Here is a 22792-nt window from a genome sequence, read left to right as displayed (position 1 = left end):
CCCGTGCTGCGGGCGCTCGCGGCGGGCGATCTTCCTGCCGCGCGCCTGGCGGTGGGCCGGATCGTGGGCCGCGACACCGCCGATCTGGACGAAGCCGGCATAGCCCGCGCCGCGATCGAGAGCCTGGCGGAAAGCTTCTGCGACGGCGTCGTGGCGCCCCTTTTTTGGCTGCTGCTGCTGGGCCTGCCGGGGCTTTGGGCCTATAAAGCCGTCAACACCGCGGACAGCCTGATCGGCCACATCGAGCCGCCCTATCGCGATTTCGGCTGGGCGGCGGCGCGGCTCGACGACCTGCTGAACCTGCTGCCCGCCCGCCTCTCGGCCCTGCTGCTCTGCCTGGCGGGCAGGGGCGGCTGGCGCATCCTGCGGCGCGACCATGCGCGTCATGCCTCGCCCAATGCCGGCTGGCCGGAGGCCGCGATGGCGGGTGTGCTGCGCGTCCGCCTCGGCGGACCAGTGTCCTATGAGGGCCAATGGCACGCGAAACCCTGGATCGGCGACGGCGGCGCGCCGGACCTTGCCGCCATGCGCCGGGCGGCCAAGGTCTATCTCCGCGCTTGCGGCCTGCTCTGGATCATCGCACTGGGGGCGGCATGGCTGGGCTGATGCTGCAGGGAACCGGATCGGACGTTGGCAAGTCGGTGCTGGTCGCCGGCCTATGCCGCGCCTTCGCCAACCGCGGCCTGTCGGTGCTGCCATTCAAGCCGCAGAACATGTCCAACAACGCCGCCGTGACGCCGGAGGGGGGAGAGATCGGCCGGGCGCAGGCGCTGCAGGCGCTGGCCGCCCGTGCCACGCCGCATACGGACATGAACCCCGTGCTGCTGAAGCCGCAGGCGGACCGCACCTCGCAGCTCATCGTCCATGGCCAGGTGCGCGGTACGCTGGGTGCGGCCAACTTCCGCGAAGCGCGCCGCCCGTTGCTGCCCGAGGTGATGGCGAGCTATCGCCGCCTCGCCGCCCGCTGCGACCTCGTCGTGGTGGAGGGCGCGGGATCACCCGCCGAGATCAACCTGCGACAGGGCGACATCGCCAATATGGGCTTTGCGCGCGAGGGCGGCGTGCCGGTCGTGCTGGTCGGCGACATCGACCGGGGCGGGGTGATCGCCGCCATTGCAGGCACTCGGGCAGTACTCGAACCGGAGGACGCCACGATGATCCGGGGCTTCCTCATCAACAAGTTCCGCGGCGATCCTGCGCTGTTCGCCGACGGCTATGCCGGGATCGAGCGCCTGTCGGGCTGGCGCGGCTATGGCGTGGTGCCGTGGCTCCCCGCCACCGTGCGCCTGCCGAGCGAGGATGCCGTGGTGCTGGAGCGAGGGCTTGGGGCCACGCCCGGCCGTACGCTCGTCGCCTGTCCGATCCTGCCCCGCATCGCGAATTTCGACGACCTCGACCCGCTGCGGCTGGAACCCGAAGTCGATGTCGCGATGATCCCGCCCGGCACGCCGATCCCGGCGGACGCCGCGCTTGTGATCCTGCCGGGCTCGAAGGCGACGCTGGCCGACATGGCGTTCCTGCGCGAACAGGGTTGGGACATCGACATCCTCGCGCACCGGCGCCAAGGCGGCATGGTCATGGGACTGTGCGGCGGCTTCCAGATGCTGGGCCGGACGATTGCCGATCCCCACGGTATCGAGGGACCGGCGGGCACCGTCGCCGGGCTGGGGCTGCTCGACGTGGAGACGGAGCTGCTGCCGGAAAAGACGGTGCGCCCCGTGCGCGGCCGGGCACTGGAGCAGGACATGCAGGGCTATGAGATCCATCTGGGCACAACGCGCGGACCGGATGCCGACCGGCCCTTCGCCCGGCTGGACGGCGGAGAGGCCGATGGCGCGTTGAGCGCGGACGGGCGGGTCATCGGCACCTATTGCCACGGCCTGTTCGGATCGACCGGCCTGCGCCGCGCGCTGCTGGAAAAGATCGGCGCGCGGAGTGCCGGTCGGAACCATGCGGCAGCGGTCGATGCCGCGCTCGACGAAATCGCGATGGCGCTGGAGCGGCATCTGGACGTCGACGGGCTGCTCGCTTTGGCGCGGGAAGGGGTATGATGCGCAGCCTGCTCGTGCTGGGCGGCGCCCGCTCGGGCAAGAGCCGCTATGCGCAGCAGCGGGTTGAAGCCTGCGGCGGCACGCTCGCCTATATCGCAACCGCGCAGGCACTGGACGAAGAGATGGCCGATCGCATCGCCCGCCACCGCGCCGATCGGGGCGAACGCTGGACCACGATCGACGCGTCGATCGACCTGCCCGCCGCGATTCGCCGGACTGCGGAGCAAGCCGACGCCATGCTGGTCGACTGCCTGACGCTCTGGCTGTCCAACCTGCTGCTGGCGGACGCGGATATCGAGGCGGCCAGCGACAGCCTGCTGTCCGCCGTCCAGGCCTGCCCGCGCCCGGTCGCGCTCGTCGCAAACGAGGTCGGGCTGGGAATCGTGCCGGACAATGCCCTGGCGCGCCGCTTCCGCGACGCCGCGGGTCGCCTCAACCAGCAGGTCGCCGCTCTCGCAAGCGAAGTGGTGTTCGTCTCGGCAGGCCTGCCGATGATACTGAAGAAGGGCACGATCTGAACGTCGGTTTGGGGTGGGGAGCGGACACACCCTCCGTTCGCCCTGAGCTTGTCGAAGCCTGTCCTGAGCGCCTGCCCTGGCAGGCAGTCGAAGGGGGCTTCCCTTATTCTTCGGGCACAGCGCCTTGAAGAAAAGTGCAGGGCTTCGACAAGCTCAGCCCGAACGGTTTTCTTATGGCCGCCTTTGACCGGCGGCCCATCGCACCGCGCCCCTAATCCCCGTCGAACGCGATGATCGCCGCCGCCGCCACGCCGTCGGCCTCCAGCGCCGCGATACCGCCGAGGTCCGGCAGGTCAATGGCGAACAGCGCCATCAGCACGCTCGCGCCCTGCTCGCGCAGCAGCTGCGCGGCGGCGAGCGCCGTCCCGCCCGTGGCGATCAGGTCGTCGACCAGCAGCACGCGGGCGCCATCGGGAACCTGCCCCTCATGCATCTCCAGCCGGTCGGTGCCATATTCCAGCACATAATCGATGCCCACGGTCCGGCCCGGCAGTTTGCCCGCCTTCCGCACCGGCACGAAGCCCTTGCCCAAGGAGAGGGCCAGTGCGGCCCCCAGGATGAAGCCGCGCGCCTCGATCCCGACGATCAGGTCCGGGTCCAGCGGCCGGGCCACGTCCGCCATCCGGTCCACCAACTCGCGCAGGCCCCCGGCATCGGCCAGCAGGGTCGTGATGTCGCGGAACTGGATGCCCGGCTTGGGAAAGTCGGGAATGGTGCGGACCAGCGCGGTCAGGCTGTCGATGCTCATGTTGCGGCCCTCATAGAAAAAGGGCCCGGCTCCCGCAAGGAACCGCGCCCCTTCTATCCGGCATGAAGCGGAGGCTCAGGCCTTCTTCTTCTTGTCCGCCCAGATGTTCTGGTAGGACATGTAGGCCAGGCCGCTCGCGATCAGCAGGAAGATGATCGTCGGCAGGCCGGCGCGACGGCGGTTTTCCAGCTTGGGTTCGGCGGTCCAGGTCAGGAAGGCCGAGACGTCCTTCGCCATCTGGTCGACGGTTGCCTTCGTGCCATCGCCATAGGTCACCTGGCCGTCGGCCGTCAGCGGCGGCGCCATGGCGAGGTTCAGGTTGGCGAAATAGGGGTTGTAGTGCAGCCCCTCCGGCGTCTTGGCATCCGGGAACTCCTTGAGGAGTTCGGCCGGCTGCGCCTGGAAACCCGTCAGGAGCGAATAGACATAGGCGGTGCCATGGTGGCGGGCCTTGGTCATCAGCGACAGGTCAGGCGGGATCGCATTGTTGTTCGCCGCCGCTGCCGCGACATTGTTCGCGAAGGGCTTGGGGAAATAGTCGGCCGGGACGGGATCGCGGGTCGACATTTCGCCGGTCTTGGGATCGACGTCAGGGGTCTTGATCGCCCACTGCTTGGCGATCGCCTTCACCTCGGCCTCGTTATAGCCCAGCGCCTCCAGGTCGCGGAAGGCGACGAACTTCAGGCTGTGGCAGGCCGAGCAGACCTCCTTGAACACCTGGAAGCCGCGCTGCAGCTGCGCCTGGTCGAACTTGCCGAAGGGGCCGTCGAACGAGAAGGACACATGCTTGGGATTCTTATGGAACTCATGCTCCACCGTTTTGGCCGGAGGCTCGGAGACATAGGCCACCGCGCCGACCAGGAAGGAGATCAGCAGCCAGCCCGCGAAGAAGAGGCCGACGAGAAATGCGCCGATGCGAACCATGATAGTCTTGTCCCCTCTTAGCCGGCGTTCGACGGCTGCGGATCGCTGCCCATGCCGGGGAGCGCGTCCTGTTCGCCCTGGATGTTATAGCGGTTGAGCACGGCTTCCGTGATCGAGTTGGGCAGCGGCAGCGGCTTCTCGAAGCGCGCGATCAGCGGCAGGATGATCAGGAAGTGCGCGAAATAATAGGCTGCGGCGACCTGGCTGATCATCACATAGGGCTCTTCCGCCGGCGCGCCGCCGCAATAGCCCAGGATCAGCACGTCGATGACGAGGATCCAGAAGAACTTGCGGAAGGTCGGCCGGTAGTTGCCCGAGCGCACCGGCGAGGTGTCGAGCCAGGGCAGGAAGAAGAGCAGCAGGATGGAAGCGAACATCGCCAGCACGCCCAGCAGCTTCGCCGGCACGAAGAAGAAGTCCACCGTGAAGGCGCGCAGGATCGCGTAGAAGGGCCAGAAATACCATTCCGGCACGATGTGCGCGGGGGTCGAGAGCGGGTTCGCCTCGATATAATTGTCCGGGTGGCCCAGATAGTTGGGCGCGTAGAACAGCATGATCGAGAAGAGGATCAGGAAGATGCCGACGCCGAAGCCGTCCTTCGCCGTGTAATAGGGATGGAAGGGCACGGTATCCTGCGGCCCCTTCACCTCGACGCCGGTCGGGTTCGACGAGCCCGGGATGTGCAGCGCCCAGATATGCAGGATGATGACGCCCGCGATCACGAAGGGCAGCAGGAAGTGCAGCGAGAAGAAGCGGTTGAGCGAGGCGTTGCCAGGGGCGAAGCCACCCAGCAGCCAGGTCTGGATCGGCTCGCCCACCACGGGGATCGCGCCGAACAGGCCGGTGATCACCTTCGCGCCCCAATAGGACATCTGCCCCCAGGGAAGCACATAGCCCATGAAGGCGGTCGCCATCATGAGGAGGAAGATGACGAGGCCGAGCAGCCACACCATCTCGCGCGGCGCCTTGTACGAGCTGTAGTAGAGGCCGCGGAAGATGTGGAGATAGACCACGATGAAGAAGAAGCTGGCGCCGGTCGCGTGGGCGTAGCGCATCAGCCAGCCGGCGTTCACGTCGCGCATGGTCTGCTCGACGGTGCCGAACGCGACCAGCGTGTTGGCGCCATAGTGCATCGCCATGATCACGCCGGTGACGATCTGGATCACCAGTGCCAGGCCGGCGAGCACGCCGAAATTCCAGAAATAGTTGAGGTTGCGCGGAACGGGATAGCCCGCGCCGATGGCGTTGTAGACGAGGCGCGGAAGCGGCAGCTTCTCGTCGATCCACTGCATCAGCGGATGCTTGGGGGTGTAATGCTCAGCCCAGGGAAAGCTCATCGTTTCTTACCTCAGCCCACGAGAATGGCAGTGTCGGAAGTGAAGCTGTACTTCGGCACTTCCAGGTTCTTGGGCGCGGGGCCCTTACGGATGCGGGCGGCCGTGTCGTAGGACGAACCGTGGCATGGGCAGAAATAGCCGCCGAACTCGCCGCGGTTCTCACCCTCGCCGGCGCCCAGGGGCACGCAGCCCAGATGGGTGCACACGCCCATGGTGACCAGCCACTGCTTCTTGCCGTCGACGGTGCGCTCTTCCAGCGTCTGGGGATCGCGCAGGGTCGAAGGATCGACCTTGTCGGCTTCGGCGATTTCCTTTTCGGTCAGCTGTCGCACGAACAGCGGCTGGGAACGGAAGGTGGTCTTGATGGCCTGGCCCGGTTGGATCGCCGACAGGTCGACCTCGGTCGACGCCAGCGCCAGCACGTCGGCGCTGGGGTTCATCTGGTCGATCAGCGGCAGCACCACCGCGACCGCGCCGACGCCAGCGAAGCTGACTGCGGCAATGTTGATGAAATCGCGGCGGCGCACACCTTCTACGCCGGATAGACCTTCGCCGTCCGTATGTTCCACGCTCGCCATGCACCTCAACCCTTGCAAGAACGTCCCTGATCCCGCCGCATTGCCTTTATCGGCCCTGATTATCAAGGGATTTGGGTTCGCATGCGCGACAAGCCCCCGCGTCCCCCTCTCGGCGTGGTTCGCGGGCCTGATAACCTCACCTAGCGCTCTTTGCCAACAGCAATTTGGACATGGCTATGACAATTTGCCGCGGTGCATTATGCGCGGCGCATGCGTATCGCCCTGTATCAACCCGAAATCGCCGGCAATGTCGGCGCGATTCTCCGGCTCGCCGCCTGCTTTTCCGTGCCCGTGGACATCGTCATGCCCACAGGATTCGCCTTTTCCGACGCCAGGCTGAAGCGCGCCGCGATGGACTATGGCGCGGTGGCGCAGGTGGAGAAGCACGCGAATTTCGCTGCCTTCGACCAGGCGCGGCGGGCGGCGGGCCGGCGGCTGGTGCTGATGAGCAGCCACGCGGCGGAGCGTTTGCCCGACGCCCGCTTTCAGCCCGGCGACGTGCTGCTGATGGGATCGGAAAGCGCCGGGGTGCCCGACGCGGTGCGGGACATGGCGGACCTGCGCATCCGCATCCCGATGGCGCCGGGCCTGCGCTCGCTCAATCTCGCGGTTTCGGCGGGCATCGCCCTTGCCGAAGCGCTGCGCCAGACGGAAGGATTCCCCGCATGACCGAATTTCAGAGGGGCGTCCTGGCCCTCGATTCCCGGCAGCAGGCCGCCCGCGGCTGGTTCGAATCGCTGCGCGACCGCATCTGCGCCGAATTCGAATCGATCGAGCGCGAAGCCGGCAGCGACGCGACGTTCGCCTATACCCCCTGGGACCGCGAGGCGCCCGGGCTGGTCCCCGGCGAGGGCGGCGGCGGCGTGCGCGGCGTCATGAAGGGCAAGGTGTTCGAGAAGGTCGGCGTCAACGTCTCGACCGTGGGCGGCGCCTTCGCCCCGGAGTTCGCCAAGACGATCCACGGCGCGGAGGAGAATCCCGCCTTCTTCGCCACAGGCATCAGCCTGGTCGCCCATATGGCCAATCCGCATGTGCCGGCGGTCCACATGAACACCCGCTACCTCGTCACGACGAAGAGCTGGTTCGGCGGCGGCGCCGATCTCAATCCGCCCCTGCCGCGTGCGGAGGACACCGCCTTCTTCCATGAAGTCCTGAAGGGGGCGTGCGATGCCCACGATCTCGCTTATTATCCGCGCTTCAAGGCGTGGGCGGACGACTATTTCTTCATCCCCCATCGCGGCGTGCATCGTGGCGTGGGCGGCATCTTCTACGATCATCTGGAAGGCGACTTCGACGCCGACTTCGCCTTCACCCGTTCGGTGGGGGAGGCTTTTCTTGCGGCCTTCCCCCCGATCGTGCGACGGCGGATGCAGGAAGAATGGACGCCCGAAGACTATCGGCAGATGCTCGAATGGCGCGGGCGCTATGCCGAATTCAACCTGGTCCACGATCGCGGCACGCTGTTCGGGCTGAAGACGGGCGGCAATATCGACGCCATCCTGATGAGCCTGCCGCCGCTCGCCGCGTGGAACTGAGCCGATGCCGCTGACGCCGGTGCCTGCGGGGCAGGTCGCCACGATCGTCACCCATCTGGAAATGCGCGAACGGCCGCGCCCGGCGCCGATCCCGCCCGCCCCCCTGCGGCTGGTGCCGTGGAAGGCGCCCGATCCGGACGCCTATCGCGCGCTGTTCCGGCGCGTGGGGGAACCGTGGCTCTGGTTCTCCCGGCTCGTCATGCCGGAGGCGGAACTGGTCGCGATCATCCGCGATCCCGCCGTGGAGGTCTATGCCGTCACCGACCCGCGCGGGGTGGAGGTCGGGCTGCTGGAGCTCGACTTTCGCACCGCCGCCGAATGCGAGCTGTCCTTCTTCGGGCTGGTCCCGGCGCTGACCGGCAAGGGCCTCGGCCAATGGCTGATGGCGCAGGCGAGGGCGCTGGCCTGGCGGCCGGGGATCGAGCGCTTCTGGGTCCACACCTGCACGCTCGACAGCCCGGCGGCGCTCGGCTTCTATATCAAGGCGGGCTTCACCCCCTTCGCGCGGGAGGTCGAGACCTTCGCCGACCCCCGCCTCGCCGGCGTGCTCCCGCGAGATGCGGCGCCGCATGTGCCCTTGCTGGGCTGATTTTCACGGGCGGAGCGGAACGGAACCGGCGCAGCAACATTTCATCCTCCCCTTCCAGGGGAGGATGCTATCGCCTAATGGCTGATCGCTACTCGAATACCCGCGCGACATCCTCGGGCCGGGCCTGCCGGTACAGCCGGGCCAGCATGACGAGCATATAGACCTGCACCACGGTGGAAACCGCTGCCGCCGCGATGCCGCCGATCAGGCGCGCCGCCCCGGTTCCGCCCACCAGGCCGCCGATCAGGCCGAACACCGACTGCGCGGCCGTGGCGGCGATGGCGGACAACAGGGTCAGCACGAAGAGAAAGCCGAACAGCCGCCAGAAATGGCCGCGCGTCAGCGCCCAGCTCGTCCGCAGCGAGGCGACCACGCCTTCATGCCCGTCGATCACCACCGGGTTCAGCAGCACCAGCCGGACGCTGGCGAACAGGATCAGCCCGCCAATGCCCAGCAGCGCCAGCCCGGTGCCCAGCGGCTTCGATCCGACGGCTATGACCGCCGCCACGACCGACACGGCGATGATGATGGCCACGAAGATGGCTCCCACCAGCAGGGCGGTTCCCAGCAGCACCGGCAGGCGCGCCAGTCCCAGGCGCAGCGCCTCTCCCACGCTGATGCCCGGCCGCAGCGCCAGCGCGAACAGGGTCAGCGATCCGAACCAGATGACGACCACGCCGATCAGCATCGCTGCCCAGAAGCTCCCCGGCACGGCGGGCAGGTTGGCCTGTCCCTCGGTCATCGTCCACTGCGCCAGTTGCGGCGGCGTCATTTCCTGCAGGATCACGCCGGGCAGCGCGACGAACAGCAGCGCGACCGGGAACAGCAGCGTGCTTTCGCGGCGGACGAAGGCGACCGCCTCCTCCCATGCCTTGCCGATCGACATCGCCGTCATATCTCTGACCATCCTCCGCAACCGGTGTGGCCGAGCCTTGATCGTTCGGCTCATCCAAGTCAAGGAAGCGCCATGTCGTCCGAAACCCTCCTTCCGTCCGCCGTCGAATGGCGCCGCGACAACGCCCCCGTCGGCTATGAGGAGGCGCTGGCCGACATGGAGGCGCGCGCCGCCGCGATCTTCGCGCATGAGGCAGCGGAGCGCGTCTGGCTGCTGGAGCACCCGCCTCTCTACACCGCAGGCACAAGCGCCGATCCGGCGGAACTGATCGACCCCCGCTTCCCCGTGTTCGATGCCGGCCGCGGCGGACGCTATACCTATCATGGTCCGGGCCAGCGGATCGGTTATCTCAGCCTCGACCTGCGGGAACGCGGCAGGGACGTGCGCAACTTCGTCCATAATCTCGAAGGCTGGCTGATCGCGGCGCTCGCCGATCTCGGCATCGCGGCCCGCCGCGCGGAGGGGCGGATCGGCATCTGGACCGATGATCGCGACGGGCGGGAGGCGAAGATCGGCGCGATCGGCATCCGCGTGCGGCGCTGGATCACGCTGCACGGCTTTTCGATCAACGTCGCGCCCGACCTGTCCCATTTTGGGGGCATCGTGCCTTGCGGCATCGCCGACTATCCCGTGACCAGCATAGCCGCGCTGCAAGGCGATGCGTCGATGGAGGCGCTGGACCGGGCGCTGGAGGCGCGTTTTCCCGCCTTCCTCGCCAGCCTGCGGCGCTGCGGCACGGGGCTTGAGCAATGCGGAGCGGATCGTTAGGTTTCGCGCTTTCGCCGGGTGGGGGGCTGCCGGGCACTGACAAGGCATTAGGAGACCCGGATGATCCGTTCCGTAAGGTTGATGATATTGGCTGCATTCGCGGCAAGCGCCCCTCTGCTCGCCGGCTGCTCCGGCTCGGACAAGGAAGGCAAGGCCGTGCAGATGAAGGATATGGAGGTGGTCGACGGCACCGCGACCGACGCCATGACCGACCTGGACGGCGTGCAGAGCGAAGGGACCTCCGTCGCCCTGTCGGCCGGCAACGCGTCCAACGCATCGGCGCCGGCTCGCGCGCCCGAAGCCGCTGAAAAGGCGCCCGTCGAAGCGGAAGTCCTTGCAGATCAGTGACTTTCATTCGGCCCCGGTATAGGGCATAAGGATGATCAGGAGAGCGACGAGGGGCCCCGCGTCATGGGTGTCCCTCCCAGGAGTGCGGGGACTATGAGTAAATTTTCGGCATTGCGCGGGACCGCCGCCATGCTGTTGGCGGTCGTCGGCGCGGCAGGGGCGCAGCCCGCCGCGGCTCAATTCTACTGGTCGCCGCCCGACTTCTCGGCACCGCCGCTGACCGACGCCACCGCCGCGACAGCGCTGGGACTGCCCGGTGCCACGGCGGCGGAGATCCGCGCGGGGCTGGTCTGGAACCTGCGCGCGGCGCTCAACGTCGCCGCGCTGCAATGCCAGTTCGAACCGACGTTGCTGGCGATCAGCAACTATAATGCGATGATCGCGCATCATGATGCGGAACTCGATTCGGCGCAGGCGGCAGTCCTCGGCTATTTCCAGCGCACCGCCGGAAAGGGGCGGCCGGGCCAGGCGGCAGCCGACCAATATGGCACGCGCATCTATTCGGGTTACTCCGCCGTCCAGGCGCAGCGCGGTTTCTGTCAGGCGGCCGCGGCGGTCGGGCGCGACGCTATCTTCGCCGATCGCGGGACATTGCACGAAGTGGCGCGCAAGGGACTGAGTTCGATCAAGAAGTCGCTGGTCGCCACGGGCGAGCAGGCCTATGGCGAACCGGGCCGGAGCTATTCGCTGGCGTTGCCGTCCTTCGACCCGAAATGCTGGAAGAAGGGGCAGATGCTGCCCGAATGCCAGCAAATGTGGGAACAGAAGACGGGTTCCGCGCGTCCCGCCACGCCCTGAGGGCCGCTGGCCGATGGGGAGGCGTGTCGCTTCCCTAGGCCCTGACCTGCATCGCTCGAACGCGGACGGGCGGCTTGCGCCGGGCACGCGCGACCGATAGCCTTGCGCTTTCCATCCTTCTCACGGACCCGCCCCGCGCCGATGCGTCTTGTTGCCTGCTGTCTTGCCCTGGTCGCCAGCCTCGTTGCGGCCACCGCCTTCGCCCTGCCGCAGAACCGCCCGACACCAGGCTATGCGCGGGTCGCGATCGAAACCTCGGCCGGGACCATCACCGTGGCGCTGGACCTGAAGCGGGCGCCCAAGACCTCCGCCAATTTCCTGGCCTATGTCGATGACGGCCGCTTCGACGGCGTCACCTTCTACCGCGCGGCCCGGCGCAAGAGCGATCCGAAATACGGCCTGATCCAGGGTGGCATCGACACCGACCTGCGCCGCGCGCTGCCGCCCGTGCCGCACGAGCCCACGACGCGGACCGGCATCCGCCATCTCGATGCGACGCTGTCCATGGCGCGGCCCAACCGACCGAACTCCGCCATGGGCAATTTCTTCATCACGGTCGGTGCGACGCCGACGATGGACGCGCGGGACGGCTATATCGGTTACGCCGCCTTCGGCCATGTCGTGGCGGGAATGGACGTGGTGCGCCGGATCCTGGCCGTTCCCACCTGCTGCGGATCGGGACCGATGCGGGGGCAGATGATCGTGAAGCCGATCCGCATCCTCCGCGCGCGCCGGCTGGACGGCACACCGCGCCCCACCCGCGGCCTCAAGCCCTGGCTGCTGGGGTTGAACCGCAAGCCGAAGGGCTGACCGTCAGGCCAGCGCTGCCTGCCCGCGTACCCAGTCGCGGCCTGCCCCCTTGGGCGGACGGGCCGTGAACCGCTTCCACGCCTGTTCGTGGAAGAAGAAGGCGACGGCGTTGATCATCGGTTCGACCAGCGCGATGCCGCCCGCCACCGCGACCGAGCCCGTCATCACATAGGCCACCGAGAAGCCGACGCTGAGATGAATGGTGAGATAGCTTGCCGTCTTGATGAGATCGAGCCGCATGACCTGTCCTCCTGTTGCGCCCTAGTTAATAATAATTCTCAATAAGGGCCAACCGCTTTTCCCGCTGGCTCTGATCGTCCCGGTCGATCAGGATGACGGGAAAGGAGAGCGCATATGGCGGGACGGATCAGGGTCGGCATCGGCGGTTGGGTGTTCGAGCCCTGGCGCGGCACCTTCTACCCCGAAGGGCTGCGGCAGAAGGACGAGCTGGCCTATGTCGGCACGCACCTCACCGCGACGGAAATCAACGCCACCTATTACAGCACGCAGAAGCCCGCGACTTTCGCCGGCTGGGCGAAGGCGGTGCCGGACGGGTTCCAGTTCGCGGTCAAGGCGTCCCGCTTCTGCACCAACCGGCGGGTGCTGGCGGAAGGCGGCGAGTCCATCGCGAAGTTCGTGAACCAGGGGATCGCGGAACTGGGCGACCGGCTGGGCCCGATCCTGTGGCAGTTCATGCCGACCAAGCGGTTCGACCCGGACGATTTCGACGCCTTCCTGAAGCTGCTGCCGGGGAGCGTCGGCGGCTTGCCACTGCGCCACGTGCTGGAGGTGCGTCACGAAAGCTTCGACGATCCGGCGTTCCTCGCGATGGCGCGAGACGCGGGAGCGGCGGTGGTGCTCGCCGACCATGACGAATATCCCGCGCTTCATGGCCATGACGTGGGCTTTTCCTACGCGCGGCTGATGCGCACGCGGGAAGAGGAGCCGACGGGCTATGATGCGCAGGCGATAACGGGCTGGGCGGACATGGCGCGGGATCGCGCAAAGGCCGGCGACGCCTATATCTTCTTCATCAGCGGGGCGAAGGTCCGCAATCCGGCGGCCGCCCAGGCGACGATTGCTGCGCTTGCTTGAAATGATCGGTGTTGCGTTGGACGCAATCGCAATGCCGGACTTTGCGATTGTTACAATGACGTGACATATCCATATGCGCGCCACGCCCATGGGGGCGGACGATAACAATCATAACAGGACAATATCATGCGACACTCCGTACAGGGCGTCGCACTGATGGTGGCGGTCGGCGCTCAGCTGCTGACCTTCTATTCGGTGCTTTTCGCCTGAGCCTTTACAGGCTCCCGCCCGTCCGACGGGCATGAAGAAGCCGCCGGGACCGAAGGGTCCGGGCGGCTCTTATCTTTTTCGGGTGGCAGGCCGGGCGTCCCGGCCTCATCCCTCCGCCAGCCAGCCGGCCAGCAGATAGGCGACGACACCGACCGGGCCGAGCGCGCACAGGGTCAGCAGGACCACCGCGATCCGGATCAGCGTGACGTCCACGCCGGTGCGGTTGGAAAGTCCCGCGCACACGCCCATGATCTTGGCATTGCGGCGGTCGAGGGTGAAGCTGCTGTTCATGGGACTGGCTTTCTGTCTGGATAGTGTAAGGGGGCCGACGGGCCGATCAGGCGATGATCGCCGGACCGGCCGCTGCGCCGAGGAAGACGCTGGCGAGGAAGATGGCGCTGACGAGGGCGAAGGCGGCGGTGTGGATCTTGGCGATGGACATGGTAGATACTCCCTGAATGTGGTTCGGCCGAACTGTCCGGCCTGATGCCCAAGGGATTGCAGGGGGCGTGCCAATTTCGATTTCCCGCGAAAATCCGTGCTTTCCGGGCTTTTTCTCCCGCGGAGCGCGCGCGAAAAATTCTGCCTATTGGCGAAAAATCCCACCTCTCCGGAAAATGTGCAAACCATGACAAGCGACAGGGATCTTCTGTTCGTCTATGGTTCACTGCGCCCCGCCTTTGACGGGGACATGGCGCGCTGGCTGGCGGCGGCCGCGCGGCATCTCGGCTCCGCCTGGGCAAGCGGCCGCCTCTATCGCCTGGCGGGCTATCCCGGCTTCGTGCCCGAAGGGGAGGGCAGGGTCGCCGGCGACCTGTTCTCCCTGCCGGATCCCGTGCCGCTGCTTGCCGTGCTGGATGCCTTCGAGGAATGTTCGGAGGCCTTCCCGGAGCCCCGCGAATATCGCCGCGAACGCCTCGTCGTGGAAGGCCCGCAGGGGCCGGTGCGCGCTTGGGCCTATGTCTATGCGCGGCCGGTCGATGCCCTTGCCCTGATTCCGGACGGTGATTTTCTGGGTTGAAGCGAAGGGCGCCTGCCGCTGCGGAAGCGGCCCTGCGGCCTGTTTCCAACCGCCCGCGATACCGTTACCGTGCGCCGGGGAGTTCAGGAGGAGAGTGCCGATGACCGCCGACCGTACCGACGATTCGCTGCCTGCCGTCGAAAGGCTGCCGGAGGACCGCAACTGGATCGGCTCGACCGGCCTTGCCCGTCGCCAGGTGCTGGCGGGTGGTGCCTTCGCCGCGGGCTTTGCCGCCGCCTGCCAGCCGGTTGCGTCCAGCGCCATCCAGACCTCGGCGGACGGGCTGATGGAGGAAAATGTCCACTTCCCCGCCAGCGACGGCTTTTCCCTGCCTGCCTTCGTCGCCCGGCCGGCGGGAAAGAAAAGCGCGCCGGTCATCGTCGTCGTCCATGAGATCTTCGGCGTGCACGAATGGATCCGCGACATCTGCCGCCGCTTCGCGAAGGCCGGCTATTATGCGATCGCGCCCGACCTTTTCGCCCGCCATGGCGACGCGACGAAGGTCACCGACTTCCGGCTGCTGTCCTCCACCATCGTGTCCAAGGCGTCCGATGCGCAGGTGCTGGCCGATGTCGACACCACCTATGCCTGGGCGGGCGCGCATGGCGGCGACGGGTCGAAGCGCGGCATCACCGGCTTCTGCTGGGGCGGCCGCGTCGTCTGGCTCTATGCGGCGCACAGCGCCGAACTGGACGCTGGCGTCGCCTTCTACGGCCGCCTCGTCAGCCAGAAGACGGAACTGCAGCCGCTGAGTGCGATCGAGGAGGTGACCAAGCTCAAGGCTCCCGTGCTGGGCCAATATGGTGCGCTCGACAAGGGCATTCCTGTCGCGGACGTAGAGGCGATGCGCGCCGCGCTCAAGGCCGCCGGCAAGTCGCCGCCCGACAGCCTCACCGTCTATGAAGGCGCCGACCACGGCTTCATGGCCGACTATCGGCCGAGCTACAATGAAGCCGCTGCGAAGCAGGCCTGGACGGCGACGCTCGACTGGTTCGGCAAATATGTGAAGCGATAGGCGGTCGGCCATGCCGCCGACGATCGGTCCGCGCCGATTGTCGCACCGATGGCTGCATGATAGCATGCGCCATTGGTGGAGGATTGTTCCATGGGCGGTCGTGAGTCCTTCCTGTTCTCCGTTCTGCTGCTGGTCGCCTGCGCGCAGAAGGCGCCGTCCGCGGCCGGGGACGCCGCCGTATCGCCGAACCGCGACGCTCCGGCCGAAATGGCAGGCGTGATGGCGCCGCCGGGCGATCCCGAGGAGGCGATCCGGTCCGAGTTCGCGCATGTCGAGCGGCGCGGCACCGCCGAAGCCTATGCGCTGTTCGCCGAACGCCACCCCGGTCACCCGCTGGCCAAGGAAGCGGCGCGGCGAGCCGCTGCGTTACGGCGTGGAAATCCATAGGATCATTGCGATAGCGCAATGGTCGGCAATTATTGCCGAGTCTTGGGTCAGTTCTTTGAGAAGCAACGACATAGCATTGATTTAACAAGACAATGTAATACTTGACGCACCTGGGAAATGGTGCGAGGTACTTCCGCAAATAGACGGTCGCCAACCGGCACAGTGAACGTGTCATCCTCGTTTCTACAGGAGGTTGTATGTTCAAGGCTGCAGGCCCCGTTTCTTCCGTAAAGGCGAAGCAGGCCGAAGATTCTTCTTCGCCATTCGCATTTTCCCCGGCGACGTTCAGCGTTTCCAACCCTTTCAGCGGATCGGACGTCACCTGGACGCTCGACGGCGCCGAGAGGCGGGTCGGTGAATTCCGCGCGACCCCCCAGGACGTGATGACCCCGCCCGACGTGACCTCGGCATCCGATCTGGACAAGCCGCAGGAAAACGGCAACGGCGACACGACCGTGGCGCAGGGCGGAACCGGCGATGCGCGGATCGACGGCATTCTGAGTGGCGTCAAATGGAACGCCACGACCATCTACTATAGCGACGTGAACAACACCAACGACTATCAGTCGGGCTATTTCTCCGACGCCGACGGCGACGGCATCAGCGCCCAGAATGAAGGTTTCTCGGCCTTTACCGCGGCGCAGGTTCTGGCGCTTCACGCCGCGCTCGATTCCAACACCTTTACGCAGCTTTCTGCGGCAAAGGGCTTCTCGATCGAAGGCTTCACCAATCTGGGTATCGGCTATGATGGCCCCAGTTCGAGCATCGCGACGATCCGAGCCGCCAATTCCAGCGATGCCGGGACGGCCTATGCCTATTATCCCAGCAGCAGCATCTATGGCGGCGACACCTTCTTCGGCAATACTTACGACGGGACCAGCAATTCGCTGAAGAATCCGGTCGCCGGCAATTATGCCTGGCATACCATGATCCATGAGCTCGGCCATTCGCTCGGCCTGAAGCATGGCCAGGAAACCGGAGGCCCCTCCAACACCGCGCTTCCCACCGCCTATGACTCGATCGAATTTTCGGTCATGACCTATCGCAGCTATGTGGGTGCGGGCACCGGCGGCTATACCTATGAACAATGGGGCGCGCCGCAGACCTACATGATGCTCGACATCGCGGCGCTGCAGACGATGTACGGCGCGGACTATACCGCGAACGCCGGCAACACGGTCTACACCTGGAGCCCGACCCTGGGCGAGACCTACATCAACGGTGCACTGGCGATCGATCCGGGCGCCAACCGCATCTTCGCGACGATCTGGGACGGCGGCGGCGTCGATACCTATGATCTGTCCAACTATACGACAAACCTGTCGCTCGACCTCAACCCCGGCGGCTATTCCTTGTTCAGCGCCGCCCAGCAGGCCTATCTCGGCAATGGCAACTATGCGCGCGGCAACATCTTCAATGCGCTGCTCTTCGGCGGGAACACTGCCTCGCTGATCGAAAATGCCAATGGCGGATCGGGCAACGACACCATCGTCGGCAACCAGGCGAACAATGTCCTGAACGGCAATGGCGGCAACGACGTCATCAATGGCGGTACCGGCGCCGATACGATCAACGGTGGTACCGGCAACGACACGCTGGACGGTGGGTATGGCATCGATACCATCCATGGCAATGATGGCAACGACATCATTTATGGTGGCCTGGAAGCCGACTCCATTTATGGCGATGCGGGTAACGATACCTTCATCATGCGGATCACCGACGGTATTTTCGAATGGGGCGATACGTTGGACGGCGGCTCCGGGAACGATCGGCTGGACCTCAGCCTCTTCACCACGACCTATGGCGCCATCGTCAACCTCGCGGCCGGAACCTGGCAGTATAATCCCCTCTACGGCGGCCCCTGGACGATCACGGGGATGGAAAATGTCGACGGCACCCAGGTTGCGGACACCCTCACGGGCAACAATACTAACAACGTCCTGAACGGCAATGGCGGCGATGACACCATCTATGGCCGTCTCGGCAATGACACCATCAATGGCGGCAATGGCGACGACCTGTTGCTCGGCGATGACGGAAACGACATCATCAGCGGCGGCGCCGGCAACGACCAGCTACGCGGCGGCGCCGGCAACGACATGTTCGATGGCGGTTCGGGCCAGGATCTCTTCTATGGGGAGGCCGGCAACGACACGCTGAAGATCGTCAACGGCTGGAACGGCGGCTATGGCGAGATCTTCGCGGGCGGGGCCGGCACGGACACGTTCGACTTCCAGGGGACGAACGGCCTCCATGGCTATGTCAGTCTGGTCGACGGCGTGTTCGAGGATTCGGTCTTCCCCGGCTATGGAATAACTCTTTCGAGTGTCGAGAATGTCATCGCGGGCGCAGGGAACGACACGCTCATTGGATCGGCCGAAGCCAATCTGCTCCGGGGCAATGCCGGCAATGACAGCTTGTCCGGGCTGGAGGGCAACGACACGCTGGGGGGGGGCGACGGCAACGACACTCTCAATGGCGGAACCGGCGTCGACACGATGACTGGCGGAACCGGCAACGACACTTATTATGTCGATAGTGCTGGTGATGTAGTGGTGGAAGCAGCCAACGGCGGAACCGACATCGTCTTTGCGACATCGAGTTACACACTTTCGAGTCAAATCGAAAATCTGACCCTCGTAAGTGGCCATATAAATGGGACAGGCAATAATAGCGCCAATATCTTGACAGGTAGCGCAGGAATGAATGTCCTCAAAGGCGGCGAGGGCAACGATACGCTCAATGGTGGTGGAGGATCCGATACGTTAGATGGCGGATTAGGTGCAGACGTAATGACGGGCGGCGCAAGCGCTGACAAATTTCAGTTCATGAACGGCCTTGGCGGGGGGAATGTCGACACGATCACCGACTATAAGGTGGTAGACGACACGATCCAACTCAACGATGCGGCGTTCGGCGGTCTGGCACTGGGAACACTCAGCGCCAGCGCCTTCTTCATCGGCGCGGCCGCGGCGGATGCGAGCGACCGGATCATCTACAACAGTGCGACCGGCGCGCTACTGTTCGATGCCGACGGCAATGGCGCCGGCGCCGCGATCCAGTTCGCGACGCTTTCGACCGGCCTTGCCATGACGGCGGCTGAATTCGTCGTCATCTGACGAATGTCTTCCAAAAAAAGGGCCGCCCGGCAGATCCGTGCGGCCCTTTTTTCATGGCAGGGCGTCAGCCCGCCTGCCAGACGAACGAATTTCCCGCTCCGCTAGTGCGCCAACCCCTTGACGATCTCCTCCACCATCTTCTTGGCGTCGGCCAGCAGCATCATGGTGTTGTCCATGTAGAAGACCTCGTTATCGACGCCGGCATAGCCCGCGCCGCCCATGGATCGCTTCACGAACAGCACCGACTTGGCGTTGGCGACGTCCAGGATCGGCATGCCGTAGATGGGCGATGACTTGTCGGTCTTGGCCGCCGGGTTGGTGACGTCGTTCGCGCCGATGACGAAGGCGACGTCGGCCTGGCCGAACTCGCTGTTGATGTCCTCCAGCTCGAACACCTCGTCATAGGGAACGTTGGCTTCGGCCAGCAGCACGTTCATGTGGCCGGGCATACGCCCCGCGACCGGGTGGATCGCATATTTGACGCTGACGCCTTCTTTCTTGAGCAGGTCGCCCATCTCGCGCAGCGCGTGCTGCGCCTGGCTGACCGCCATGCCGTATCCAGGCACGATGATGACGCTGTCCGCCTGCTTCATCAGGAAGGCCGCGTCCTCCGCGCTGCCGCGCTTGTAGGGGCGGTCAACCGCCGCCGCGCCGCCCGACGCGCCGCCGGTCTCCGCGCCAAAGCCGCCCGCGATGACGCTGATGAAGCTGCGGTTCATCGCCTTGCACATGATGTAGCTCAGGATCGCGCCCGACGATCCCACCAGCGCGCCGGTGATGATCATCGCGCTGTTGCCCAGGGTGAAGCCCATGGCCGCCGCCGCCCAGCCCGAATAGCTGTTCAGCATCGACACCACGACCGGCATGTCCGCGCCGCCGATCGGGATGATGAGCAGGAAGCCGATGACGAAGCTCAGGGCGGTCACGGTCCAGAACACCCAGGGGCTCTGGTCGGTCACGAAATAGGCGATGAGGCCGAGGATCGCGGCCAGCGTACCCAGATTGATGAGGTGCCGGCCCGGGAGCATGATCGGCTTGCCCGACATGTTGCCGTTCAATTTGAGGAAGGCGATGACCGATCCGGAAAAAGTGATCGCGCCGATGGCGACGCCCAGCCCCATCTCGATCCGGCTGGCATTGTGGATCTCGTCCGTCAGCGGATCGAGGATGCCGAATGCGCCGGGGTTCAGATAGGCCGCCGCGCCCACGAGCACGGCGGCAAGGCCGACAAGGCTGTGGAACGCCGCGACGAGCTGCGGCATCGCGGTCATTTCGATGCGGCGGGCGATCACAAAGCCGATGCCACCGCCCACGATGATGGCGCCGACGATTTCCGGCAGGCTCGCCACGTCATGGGTGTAAAGCGTGGTCGCGACGGCGATCGCCATGCCGACCATGCCCATGCGATTGCCGCGCCGGCTGGTCGCCGGACTGGACAGGCCGCGCAGCGCGAGGATGAAAAGGACGCCCGCAATCAGATAGGCGAGCGCGACGAAGGGCGAGACGGGCGCGAGTTCGTGCATCACTTGCGCTCCTTCTTCTTGTACATCGCCAGCATCCGTTCGGTGACCGCGAAGCCGCCGAAGATGTTGACCGACGCCAGAACGACCGCGAGCAGCCCCAGCACCTTGGCCGCGATGCTCCCTGCTTCCGCCGAAGCCACCAGCGCGCCGACGATGATGACCGACGAAATCGCGTTGGTGACCGCCATCAGCGGCGTATGGAGCGCCGGCGTCACCGACCACACCACATAATAGCCGACGAAACACGCCAGCACGAAAACCGACAGGATGGAAATGAAGTCCATCGTCCTACTCCCCGTTCGTCCCGATTTGGCTGCGGGACATTGGCCTGCGCGCGCCGCGCGAACAGGCGATTCCCCTATCCGAGCAGCCGCTCGTTAACCACCTTGCCACCCTGCGTCAGGCGGATGGCGTTGCCGATCTCTTCGTCCAGCACCGGCGCGCCCTTTTCCTTGTCCCAGAAGGCGGACAGGAAATTGAACAGGTTGCGCGAGAAGAGCGCCGAAGCATCCGCTGCCAGCCGCGACGGCACGTTGCGGTGCCCCACGATCTTGACGCCATGGCGCTCGACCACCTCGCCCGCCACCGCGCCCTCGACATTGCCGCCCTGCTCGACGGCGAGGTCGACGATCACGCTGCCCGGCTTCATCGTCGCGATCTGTGCGTCGCTGATCAGGCGCGGCGCAGGCCGGCCCGGGATCAGTGCGGTGGTGATGACGATGTCCTGCTTGGCGATGTGGGCGGACACCAGCTCCGCCTGCGCCGCCTTATATTCTTCCGACATTTCGGTGGCGTAGCCGCCCGTGCCTTCGCCCTCGATGCCGGCGACCTTCTCCACGAAGATCGCCTTGGCGCCCAGCGATTCGATCTGCTCCTTGGTCGCGGCGCGCACGTCGGTGGCGCTGACCTGCGCGCCCAGGCGCCGCGCGGTCGCGATCGCCTGCAAGCCCGCGACGCCCACGCCCATGATGAAGGCCTTGGCCGCCGAAACGGTGCCCGCCGCCGTCATCATCATCGGGAACGCCTTGCCATATTCGGCCGCGGCGTCGAGCACCGCCTTATAGCCCGACAGGTTCGATTGCGACGAAAGGATGTCCATCGATTGCGCGCGGGTGATGCGCGGCATGAACTCCATCGCCAGCGCTTCGTAACCTGCCGCCGCATAGGCATCGACCCGCGCCCGCTCGCCGAAGGGATTGAGGCCGGCGACGATCCATGCGCCGGGTTTCACGCCGGCCAGGCTCTCCGGGGCTGGTCCCTGCACGCCCAGCACGATGTCCGCGCCCGCCAGCGTCGCGGCGCGATCCGCCACGGTGGCGCCGGCCGCTGCATAATCACCGTCGGCGATCGATGCGGTCAGCCCGGCGCCGGCCTCCACCGCGACCTCCGCGCCCAGACCGATGAACTTCTTCACCGTCTCCGGTGTCGCGGCGACGCGCTTTTCTCCCGCCGCCTGTTCCTTGACCACTGCTATTTTCAATGACTTGCCCCTCCCGTCATGGACGCACTTGGCTGCGCCAGCATATGTTCTTCAGAATTTCTCATCCGGTCCGTCACATGGCTGCCCGGCGCGGGGAACCGAAAGGCCGGCGCCTTACAGGAAGCCGCCATCATTCCGCATTTCCGCCGGCCATGACTCGATGCATGCCAGCCGATCGAAGTCGCTGGGCTACAATTGTCCGCCAAATACGTGCCTGTGTCGATAAGAAAGCCCTCTCCTGCTCGCGCCCAGTAAACCCCACTATGCTTTGCCGTCCAGAAATATTAGGCCATCGGGAAGCGCAAATTTGATGATCTGATGCATAACGGCCATAGTGCAGGACTCGGCGAACGGACGTTCGGCATGGATTTCATCCCGGAAAGTCACCATCGGCAGCCGGCGTGACTCGGCAGGTCGCTGCATTCCCGCGGCGATGCCGATGTGCATGCCACCCCGCCCGGCGCGGACGCCGGGGTGGTGCCGAACCTCGTCCCTTCATTCGCGGAAAGCGGTTTCCGCCAGGCGCGTCAGCGGCGTCAGGATATAGGTCAGCACCGACCGCTTGTCGCCCAGCAGCATGACCTCGGCACCCATGCCGGGTCCGATCCGCAGCCGGCGGCCCGTGCTGTCGGAAATGGCGTCCGTCGTCGTGCGCACCCGCACCAGATAATGGCTTTCCCCGGTCCGCTCGTTGACCACGGCATCGGGCGAGACCGCCACCACCTTGCCCTCCATCGATCCGTAGACGGCGCTGTCATAGGCGGAGATGTTCACCTTTGCCCGCTGCTCCAGATGGACCGACGCGATGTCCTTGGCCGCGACCATCGCCTCGATCAGCAGGCTGTCGCGCCCCGGCACCATTTCCAGCAGCGGATCGCCCGGCCGCACGCTGCCGCCGATGGTGGTCACGAACACCCGGTTGATCCGGCCGTCGACCGGCGCGCGGACGGTGGTGCGGTCCAGCTTGTTCTCATAGGCGGGCAGCGCCGCTTCGCGCACCGACTTCTCCGCGCGGGCGGCCGTCAGCTCGTCGGCCGCGC

27 protein-coding genes are annotated in these 22792 nt (G+C 65.8%); 15 read left to right on the top strand and 12 right to left on the bottom strand.

Annotation, left to right across the window (positions count from 1 at the left end):
• The 3 genes from cbiB to cobU form a co-directional block, all read left to right on the top strand.
• Nucleotides 1-606, top strand: a 606-nt coding sequence (gene cbiB / locus M529_RS38200; protein ID WP_021318562.1) for an adenosylcobinamide-phosphate synthase CbiB, incomplete at its 5' end; no start/stop codon positions are given.
• The gene (locus M529_RS38195) at nt 594-2051 is read left to right on the top strand and encodes a cobyric acid synthase (protein ID WP_021318561.1); all 1458 of its coding nucleotides are present in this window, start codon (nt 594-596) and stop codon (nt 2049-2051) included. The genes cbiB and M529_RS38195, both read left to right, overlap by 13 nt.
• Complete coding sequence (gene cobU / locus M529_RS38190; protein WP_031295085.1) at nt 2048-2569, top strand: bifunctional adenosylcobinamide kinase/adenosylcobinamide-phosphate guanylyltransferase; 522 nt, start codon at nt 2048-2050, stop codon at nt 2567-2569. Before M529_RS38195 ends, cobU begins: the two co-directional genes overlap by 4 nt.
• A 211-nt stretch (nt 2570-2780) precedes the next feature.
• On the opposite strand, the gene M529_RS38185 is transcribed toward cobU, so the two are convergent.
• The 4 genes from M529_RS38185 to petA form a co-directional block, all read right to left on the bottom strand.
• Nucleotides 2781-3317 (bottom strand): adenine phosphoribosyltransferase, encoded by a 537-nt coding sequence (locus tag M529_RS38185; protein ID WP_021318559.1) that lies wholly within the window; start codon nt 3315-3317, stop codon nt 2781-2783.
• 75 nt (nt 3318-3392) lie between these two features.
• Complete coding sequence (locus tag M529_RS38180) at nt 3393-4241, bottom strand: cytochrome c1 (protein WP_021318558.1); 849 nt, start codon at nt 4239-4241, stop codon at nt 3393-3395.
• 17 nt (nt 4242-4258) lie between these two features.
• Entirely contained in the window at nt 4259-5578 is a 1320-nt protein-coding gene (locus M529_RS38175) for a cytochrome b (protein ID WP_021318557.1), read from the bottom strand.
• 11 nt (nt 5579-5589) lie between these two features.
• On the bottom strand, nt 5590-6156 hold the full coding sequence (gene petA, locus M529_RS38170; protein WP_021318556.1) for a ubiquinol-cytochrome c reductase iron-sulfur subunit: 567 nt from the start codon (nt 6154-6156) through the stop codon (nt 5590-5592).
• Nucleotides 6157-6366: 210 nt separating this feature from the next.
• Between petA and M529_RS38165 the strand changes: the two genes are divergently transcribed.
• Genes M529_RS38165 through M529_RS38155 form a run of 3 tightly spaced genes read left to right on the top strand, consistent with a single transcriptional unit; the run spans nt 6367 to nt 8280 of the window.
• Nucleotides 6367-6825: a tRNA (cytidine(34)-2'-O)-methyltransferase gene (locus M529_RS38165; RefSeq protein ID WP_031295084.1), complete on the top strand. Its 459-nt coding sequence runs from the start codon at nt 6367-6369 to the stop codon at nt 6823-6825.
• Nucleotides 6822-7691, top strand: a complete 870-nt coding sequence (gene hemF, locus M529_RS38160; protein WP_021318554.1) for an oxygen-dependent coproporphyrinogen oxidase — start codon at nt 6822-6824, stop codon at nt 7689-7691. Before M529_RS38165 ends, hemF begins: the two co-directional genes overlap by 4 nt.
• Before the next feature lie 4 nt (nt 7692-7695).
• Nucleotides 7696-8280, top strand: a complete 585-nt coding sequence (locus tag M529_RS38155; protein WP_021318553.1) for a GNAT family N-acetyltransferase — start codon at nt 7696-7698, stop codon at nt 8278-8280.
• An 88-nt stretch (nt 8281-8368) separates the two neighbouring features.
• Here M529_RS38155 and M529_RS38150 read toward each other — a convergent pair whose 3' ends face one another.
• Complete coding sequence (locus tag M529_RS38150) at nt 8369-9175, bottom strand: glycerophosphoryl diester phosphodiesterase membrane domain-containing protein (RefSeq protein WP_021318552.1); 807 nt, start codon at nt 9173-9175, stop codon at nt 8369-8371.
• A 72-nt stretch (nt 9176-9247) separates the two neighbouring features.
• Here M529_RS38150 and lipB point away from each other — a divergent pair, with 72 nt between their 5' ends.
• The 4 genes from lipB (at nt 9248) to M529_RS38130 (ending at nt 11899) form a co-directional block, all read left to right on the top strand.
• Entirely contained in the window at nt 9248-9943 is a 696-nt protein-coding gene (lipB, locus tag M529_RS38145; RefSeq protein WP_021318551.1) for a lipoyl(octanoyl) transferase LipB, read from the top strand.
• 60 nt (nt 9944-10003) lie between these two features.
• Complete coding sequence (locus tag M529_RS38140) at nt 10004-10291, top strand: hypothetical protein (RefSeq protein WP_031295083.1); 288 nt, start codon at nt 10004-10006, stop codon at nt 10289-10291.
• 93 nt (nt 10292-10384) lie between these two features.
• A complete protein-coding gene (locus tag M529_RS38135; protein WP_031295082.1) occupies nt 10385-11089 on the top strand; it encodes a hypothetical protein in 705 nt (234 codons plus the stop codon).
• A gap of 141 nt (nt 11090-11230) precedes the next feature.
• Nucleotides 11231-11899 carry a peptidylprolyl isomerase gene (locus M529_RS38130; protein WP_021318548.1) on the top strand — a complete coding sequence of 223 codons (669 nt, stop codon included), beginning with the start codon at nt 11231-11233 and terminating at the stop codon, nt 11897-11899.
• A gap of 3 nt (nt 11900-11902) precedes the next feature.
• On the opposite strand, the gene M529_RS38125 is transcribed toward M529_RS38130, so the two are convergent.
• On the bottom strand, nt 11903-12139 hold the full coding sequence (locus M529_RS38125; protein WP_021318547.1) for a DUF2061 domain-containing protein: 237 nt from the start codon (nt 12137-12139) through the stop codon (nt 11903-11905).
• A 114-nt stretch (nt 12140-12253) separates the two neighbouring features.
• Between M529_RS38125 and M529_RS38120 the strand changes: the two genes are divergently transcribed.
• The gene (locus tag M529_RS38120; RefSeq protein WP_021318546.1) at nt 12254-12994 is read left to right on the top strand and encodes a DUF72 domain-containing protein; all 741 of its coding nucleotides are present in this window, start codon (nt 12254-12256) and stop codon (nt 12992-12994) included.
• Between the two features lie 315 nt (nt 12995-13309).
• Here M529_RS38120 and M529_RS38115 read toward each other — a convergent pair whose 3' ends face one another.
• Nucleotides 13310-13495: a PspC domain-containing protein gene (locus M529_RS38115; protein WP_021318545.1), complete on the bottom strand. Its 186-nt coding sequence runs from the start codon at nt 13493-13495 to the stop codon at nt 13310-13312.
• A 337-nt stretch (nt 13496-13832) separates the two neighbouring features.
• Between M529_RS38115 and M529_RS38110 the strand changes: the two genes are divergently transcribed.
• From M529_RS38110 to M529_RS38095, 4 genes are all read left to right on the top strand, one after another.
• On the top strand, nt 13833-14225 hold the full coding sequence (locus M529_RS38110; RefSeq protein ID WP_021318543.1) for a gamma-glutamylcyclotransferase family protein: 393 nt from the start codon (nt 13833-13835) through the stop codon (nt 14223-14225).
• A gap of 100 nt (nt 14226-14325) precedes the next feature.
• The gene (locus M529_RS38105) at nt 14326-15240 is read left to right on the top strand and encodes a dienelactone hydrolase family protein (RefSeq protein ID WP_021318542.1); all 915 of its coding nucleotides are present in this window, start codon (nt 14326-14328) and stop codon (nt 15238-15240) included.
• A gap of 90 nt (nt 15241-15330) precedes the next feature.
• A complete protein-coding gene (locus M529_RS49910; RefSeq protein ID WP_021318541.1) occupies nt 15331-15627 on the top strand; it encodes a hypothetical protein in 297 nt (98 codons plus the stop codon).
• 197 nt (nt 15628-15824) lie between these two features.
• Nucleotides 15825-18749, top strand: coding sequence for a M10 family metallopeptidase (locus M529_RS38095; RefSeq protein ID WP_021318540.1), 2925 nt, complete (start codon nt 15825-15827; stop codon nt 18747-18749).
• A gap of 101 nt (nt 18750-18850) precedes the next feature.
• Here M529_RS38095 and M529_RS38090 read toward each other — a convergent pair whose 3' ends face one another.
• The 5 genes from M529_RS38090 to M529_RS38070 all read right to left on the bottom strand — a co-directional run.
• On the bottom strand, nt 18851-20272 hold the full coding sequence (locus M529_RS38090; protein WP_021318539.1) for an NAD(P)(+) transhydrogenase (Re/Si-specific) subunit beta: 1422 nt from the start codon (nt 20270-20272) through the stop codon (nt 18851-18853).
• Complete coding sequence (locus M529_RS38085; protein WP_021318538.1) at nt 20272-20556, bottom strand: proton-translocating transhydrogenase family protein; 285 nt, start codon at nt 20554-20556, stop codon at nt 20272-20274. The genes M529_RS38090 and M529_RS38085 overlap by 1 nt, the downstream gene beginning before the upstream one ends.
• Nucleotides 20557-20630: 74 nt before the next feature.
• The gene (locus M529_RS38080; RefSeq protein ID WP_031295081.1) at nt 20631-21752 is read right to left on the bottom strand and encodes an NAD(P) transhydrogenase subunit alpha; all 1122 of its coding nucleotides are present in this window, start codon (nt 21750-21752) and stop codon (nt 20631-20633) included.
• A 261-nt stretch (nt 21753-22013) separates the two neighbouring features.
• The gene (locus tag M529_RS38075) at nt 22014-22199 is read right to left on the bottom strand and encodes a hypothetical protein (protein ID WP_021318536.1); all 186 of its coding nucleotides are present in this window, start codon (nt 22197-22199) and stop codon (nt 22014-22016) included.
• A 48-nt stretch (nt 22200-22247) separates the two neighbouring features.
• On the bottom strand, nt 22248-22792 hold a 545-nt coding region (locus tag M529_RS38070), incomplete at its 5' end, for an HlyD family efflux transporter periplasmic adaptor subunit (protein WP_021318535.1).

The sequence above is a fragment of the Sphingobium ummariense RL-3 genome (assembly GCF_000447205.1).
In the GTDB taxonomy this organism is placed as follows: Bacteria; Pseudomonadota; Alphaproteobacteria; order Sphingomonadales; family Sphingomonadaceae; genus Sphingobium; species Sphingobium ummariense.
This window is presented reverse-complemented; position numbering and strand designations above follow the sequence as displayed.

What these genes read in the sequence shown, in the direction of transcription:
- M529_RS38195 (WP_021318561.1), top strand. Translation starts at nt 594, where the DNA reads ATGGCTGGGCTGATGCTGCAGGGAACCGGATCGGACGTTGGCAAGTCG.
- cobU (WP_031295085.1), top strand. Translation starts at nt 2,048, where the DNA reads ATGATGCGCAGCCTGCTCGTGCTGGGCGGCGCCCGCTCGGGCAAGAGC.
- M529_RS38185 (WP_021318559.1), bottom strand. Translation starts at nt 3,317, where the DNA reads ATGAGCATCGACAGCCTGACCGCGCTGGTCCGCACCATTCCCGACTTT.
- M529_RS38180 (WP_021318558.1), bottom strand. Translation starts at nt 4,241, where the DNA reads ATGGTTCGCATCGGCGCATTTCTCGTCGGCCTCTTCTTCGCGGGCTGG.
- M529_RS38175 (WP_021318557.1), bottom strand. Translation starts at nt 5,578, where the DNA reads ATGAGCTTTCCCTGGGCTGAGCATTACACCCCCAAGCATCCGCTGATG.
- petA (WP_021318556.1), bottom strand. Translation starts at nt 6,156, where the DNA reads ATGGCGAGCGTGGAACATACGGACGGCGAAGGTCTATCCGGCGTAGAA.
- M529_RS38165 (WP_031295084.1), top strand. Translation starts at nt 6,367, where the DNA reads ATGCGTATCGCCCTGTATCAACCCGAAATCGCCGGCAATGTCGGCGCG.
- hemF (WP_021318554.1), top strand. Translation starts at nt 6,822, where the DNA reads ATGACCGAATTTCAGAGGGGCGTCCTGGCCCTCGATTCCCGGCAGCAG.
- M529_RS38155 (WP_021318553.1), top strand. Translation starts at nt 7,696, where the DNA reads ATGCCGCTGACGCCGGTGCCTGCGGGGCAGGTCGCCACGATCGTCACC.
- M529_RS38150 (WP_021318552.1), bottom strand. Translation starts at nt 9,175, where the DNA reads ATGACGGCGATGTCGATCGGCAAGGCATGGGAGGAGGCGGTCGCCTTC.
- lipB (WP_021318551.1), top strand. Translation starts at nt 9,248, where the DNA reads ATGTCGTCCGAAACCCTCCTTCCGTCCGCCGTCGAATGGCGCCGCGAC.
- M529_RS38140 (WP_031295083.1), top strand. Translation starts at nt 10,004, where the DNA reads ATGATCCGTTCCGTAAGGTTGATGATATTGGCTGCATTCGCGGCAAGC.
- M529_RS38135 (WP_031295082.1), top strand. Translation starts at nt 10,385, where the DNA reads ATGAGTAAATTTTCGGCATTGCGCGGGACCGCCGCCATGCTGTTGGCG.
- M529_RS38130 (WP_021318548.1), top strand. Translation starts at nt 11,231, where the DNA reads ATGCGTCTTGTTGCCTGCTGTCTTGCCCTGGTCGCCAGCCTCGTTGCG.
- M529_RS38125 (WP_021318547.1), bottom strand. Translation starts at nt 12,139, where the DNA reads ATGCGGCTCGATCTCATCAAGACGGCAAGCTATCTCACCATTCATCTC.
- M529_RS38120 (WP_021318546.1), top strand. Translation starts at nt 12,254, where the DNA reads ATGGCGGGACGGATCAGGGTCGGCATCGGCGGTTGGGTGTTCGAGCCC.
- M529_RS38115 (WP_021318545.1), bottom strand. Translation starts at nt 13,495, where the DNA reads ATGAACAGCAGCTTCACCCTCGACCGCCGCAATGCCAAGATCATGGGC.
- M529_RS38110 (WP_021318543.1), top strand. Translation starts at nt 13,833, where the DNA reads ATGACAAGCGACAGGGATCTTCTGTTCGTCTATGGTTCACTGCGCCCC.
- M529_RS38105 (WP_021318542.1), top strand. Translation starts at nt 14,326, where the DNA reads ATGACCGCCGACCGTACCGACGATTCGCTGCCTGCCGTCGAAAGGCTG.
- M529_RS49910 (WP_021318541.1), top strand. Translation starts at nt 15,331, where the DNA reads ATGGGCGGTCGTGAGTCCTTCCTGTTCTCCGTTCTGCTGCTGGTCGCC.
- M529_RS38095 (WP_021318540.1), top strand. Translation starts at nt 15,825, where the DNA reads ATGTTCAAGGCTGCAGGCCCCGTTTCTTCCGTAAAGGCGAAGCAGGCC.
- M529_RS38090 (WP_021318539.1), bottom strand. Translation starts at nt 20,272, where the DNA reads ATGCACGAACTCGCGCCCGTCTCGCCCTTCGTCGCGCTCGCCTATCTG.
- M529_RS38085 (WP_021318538.1), bottom strand. Translation starts at nt 20,556, where the DNA reads ATGGACTTCATTTCCATCCTGTCGGTTTTCGTGCTGGCGTGTTTCGTC.
- M529_RS38075 (WP_021318536.1), bottom strand. Translation starts at nt 22,199, where the DNA reads ATGCACATCGGCATCGCCGCGGGAATGCAGCGACCTGCCGAGTCACGC.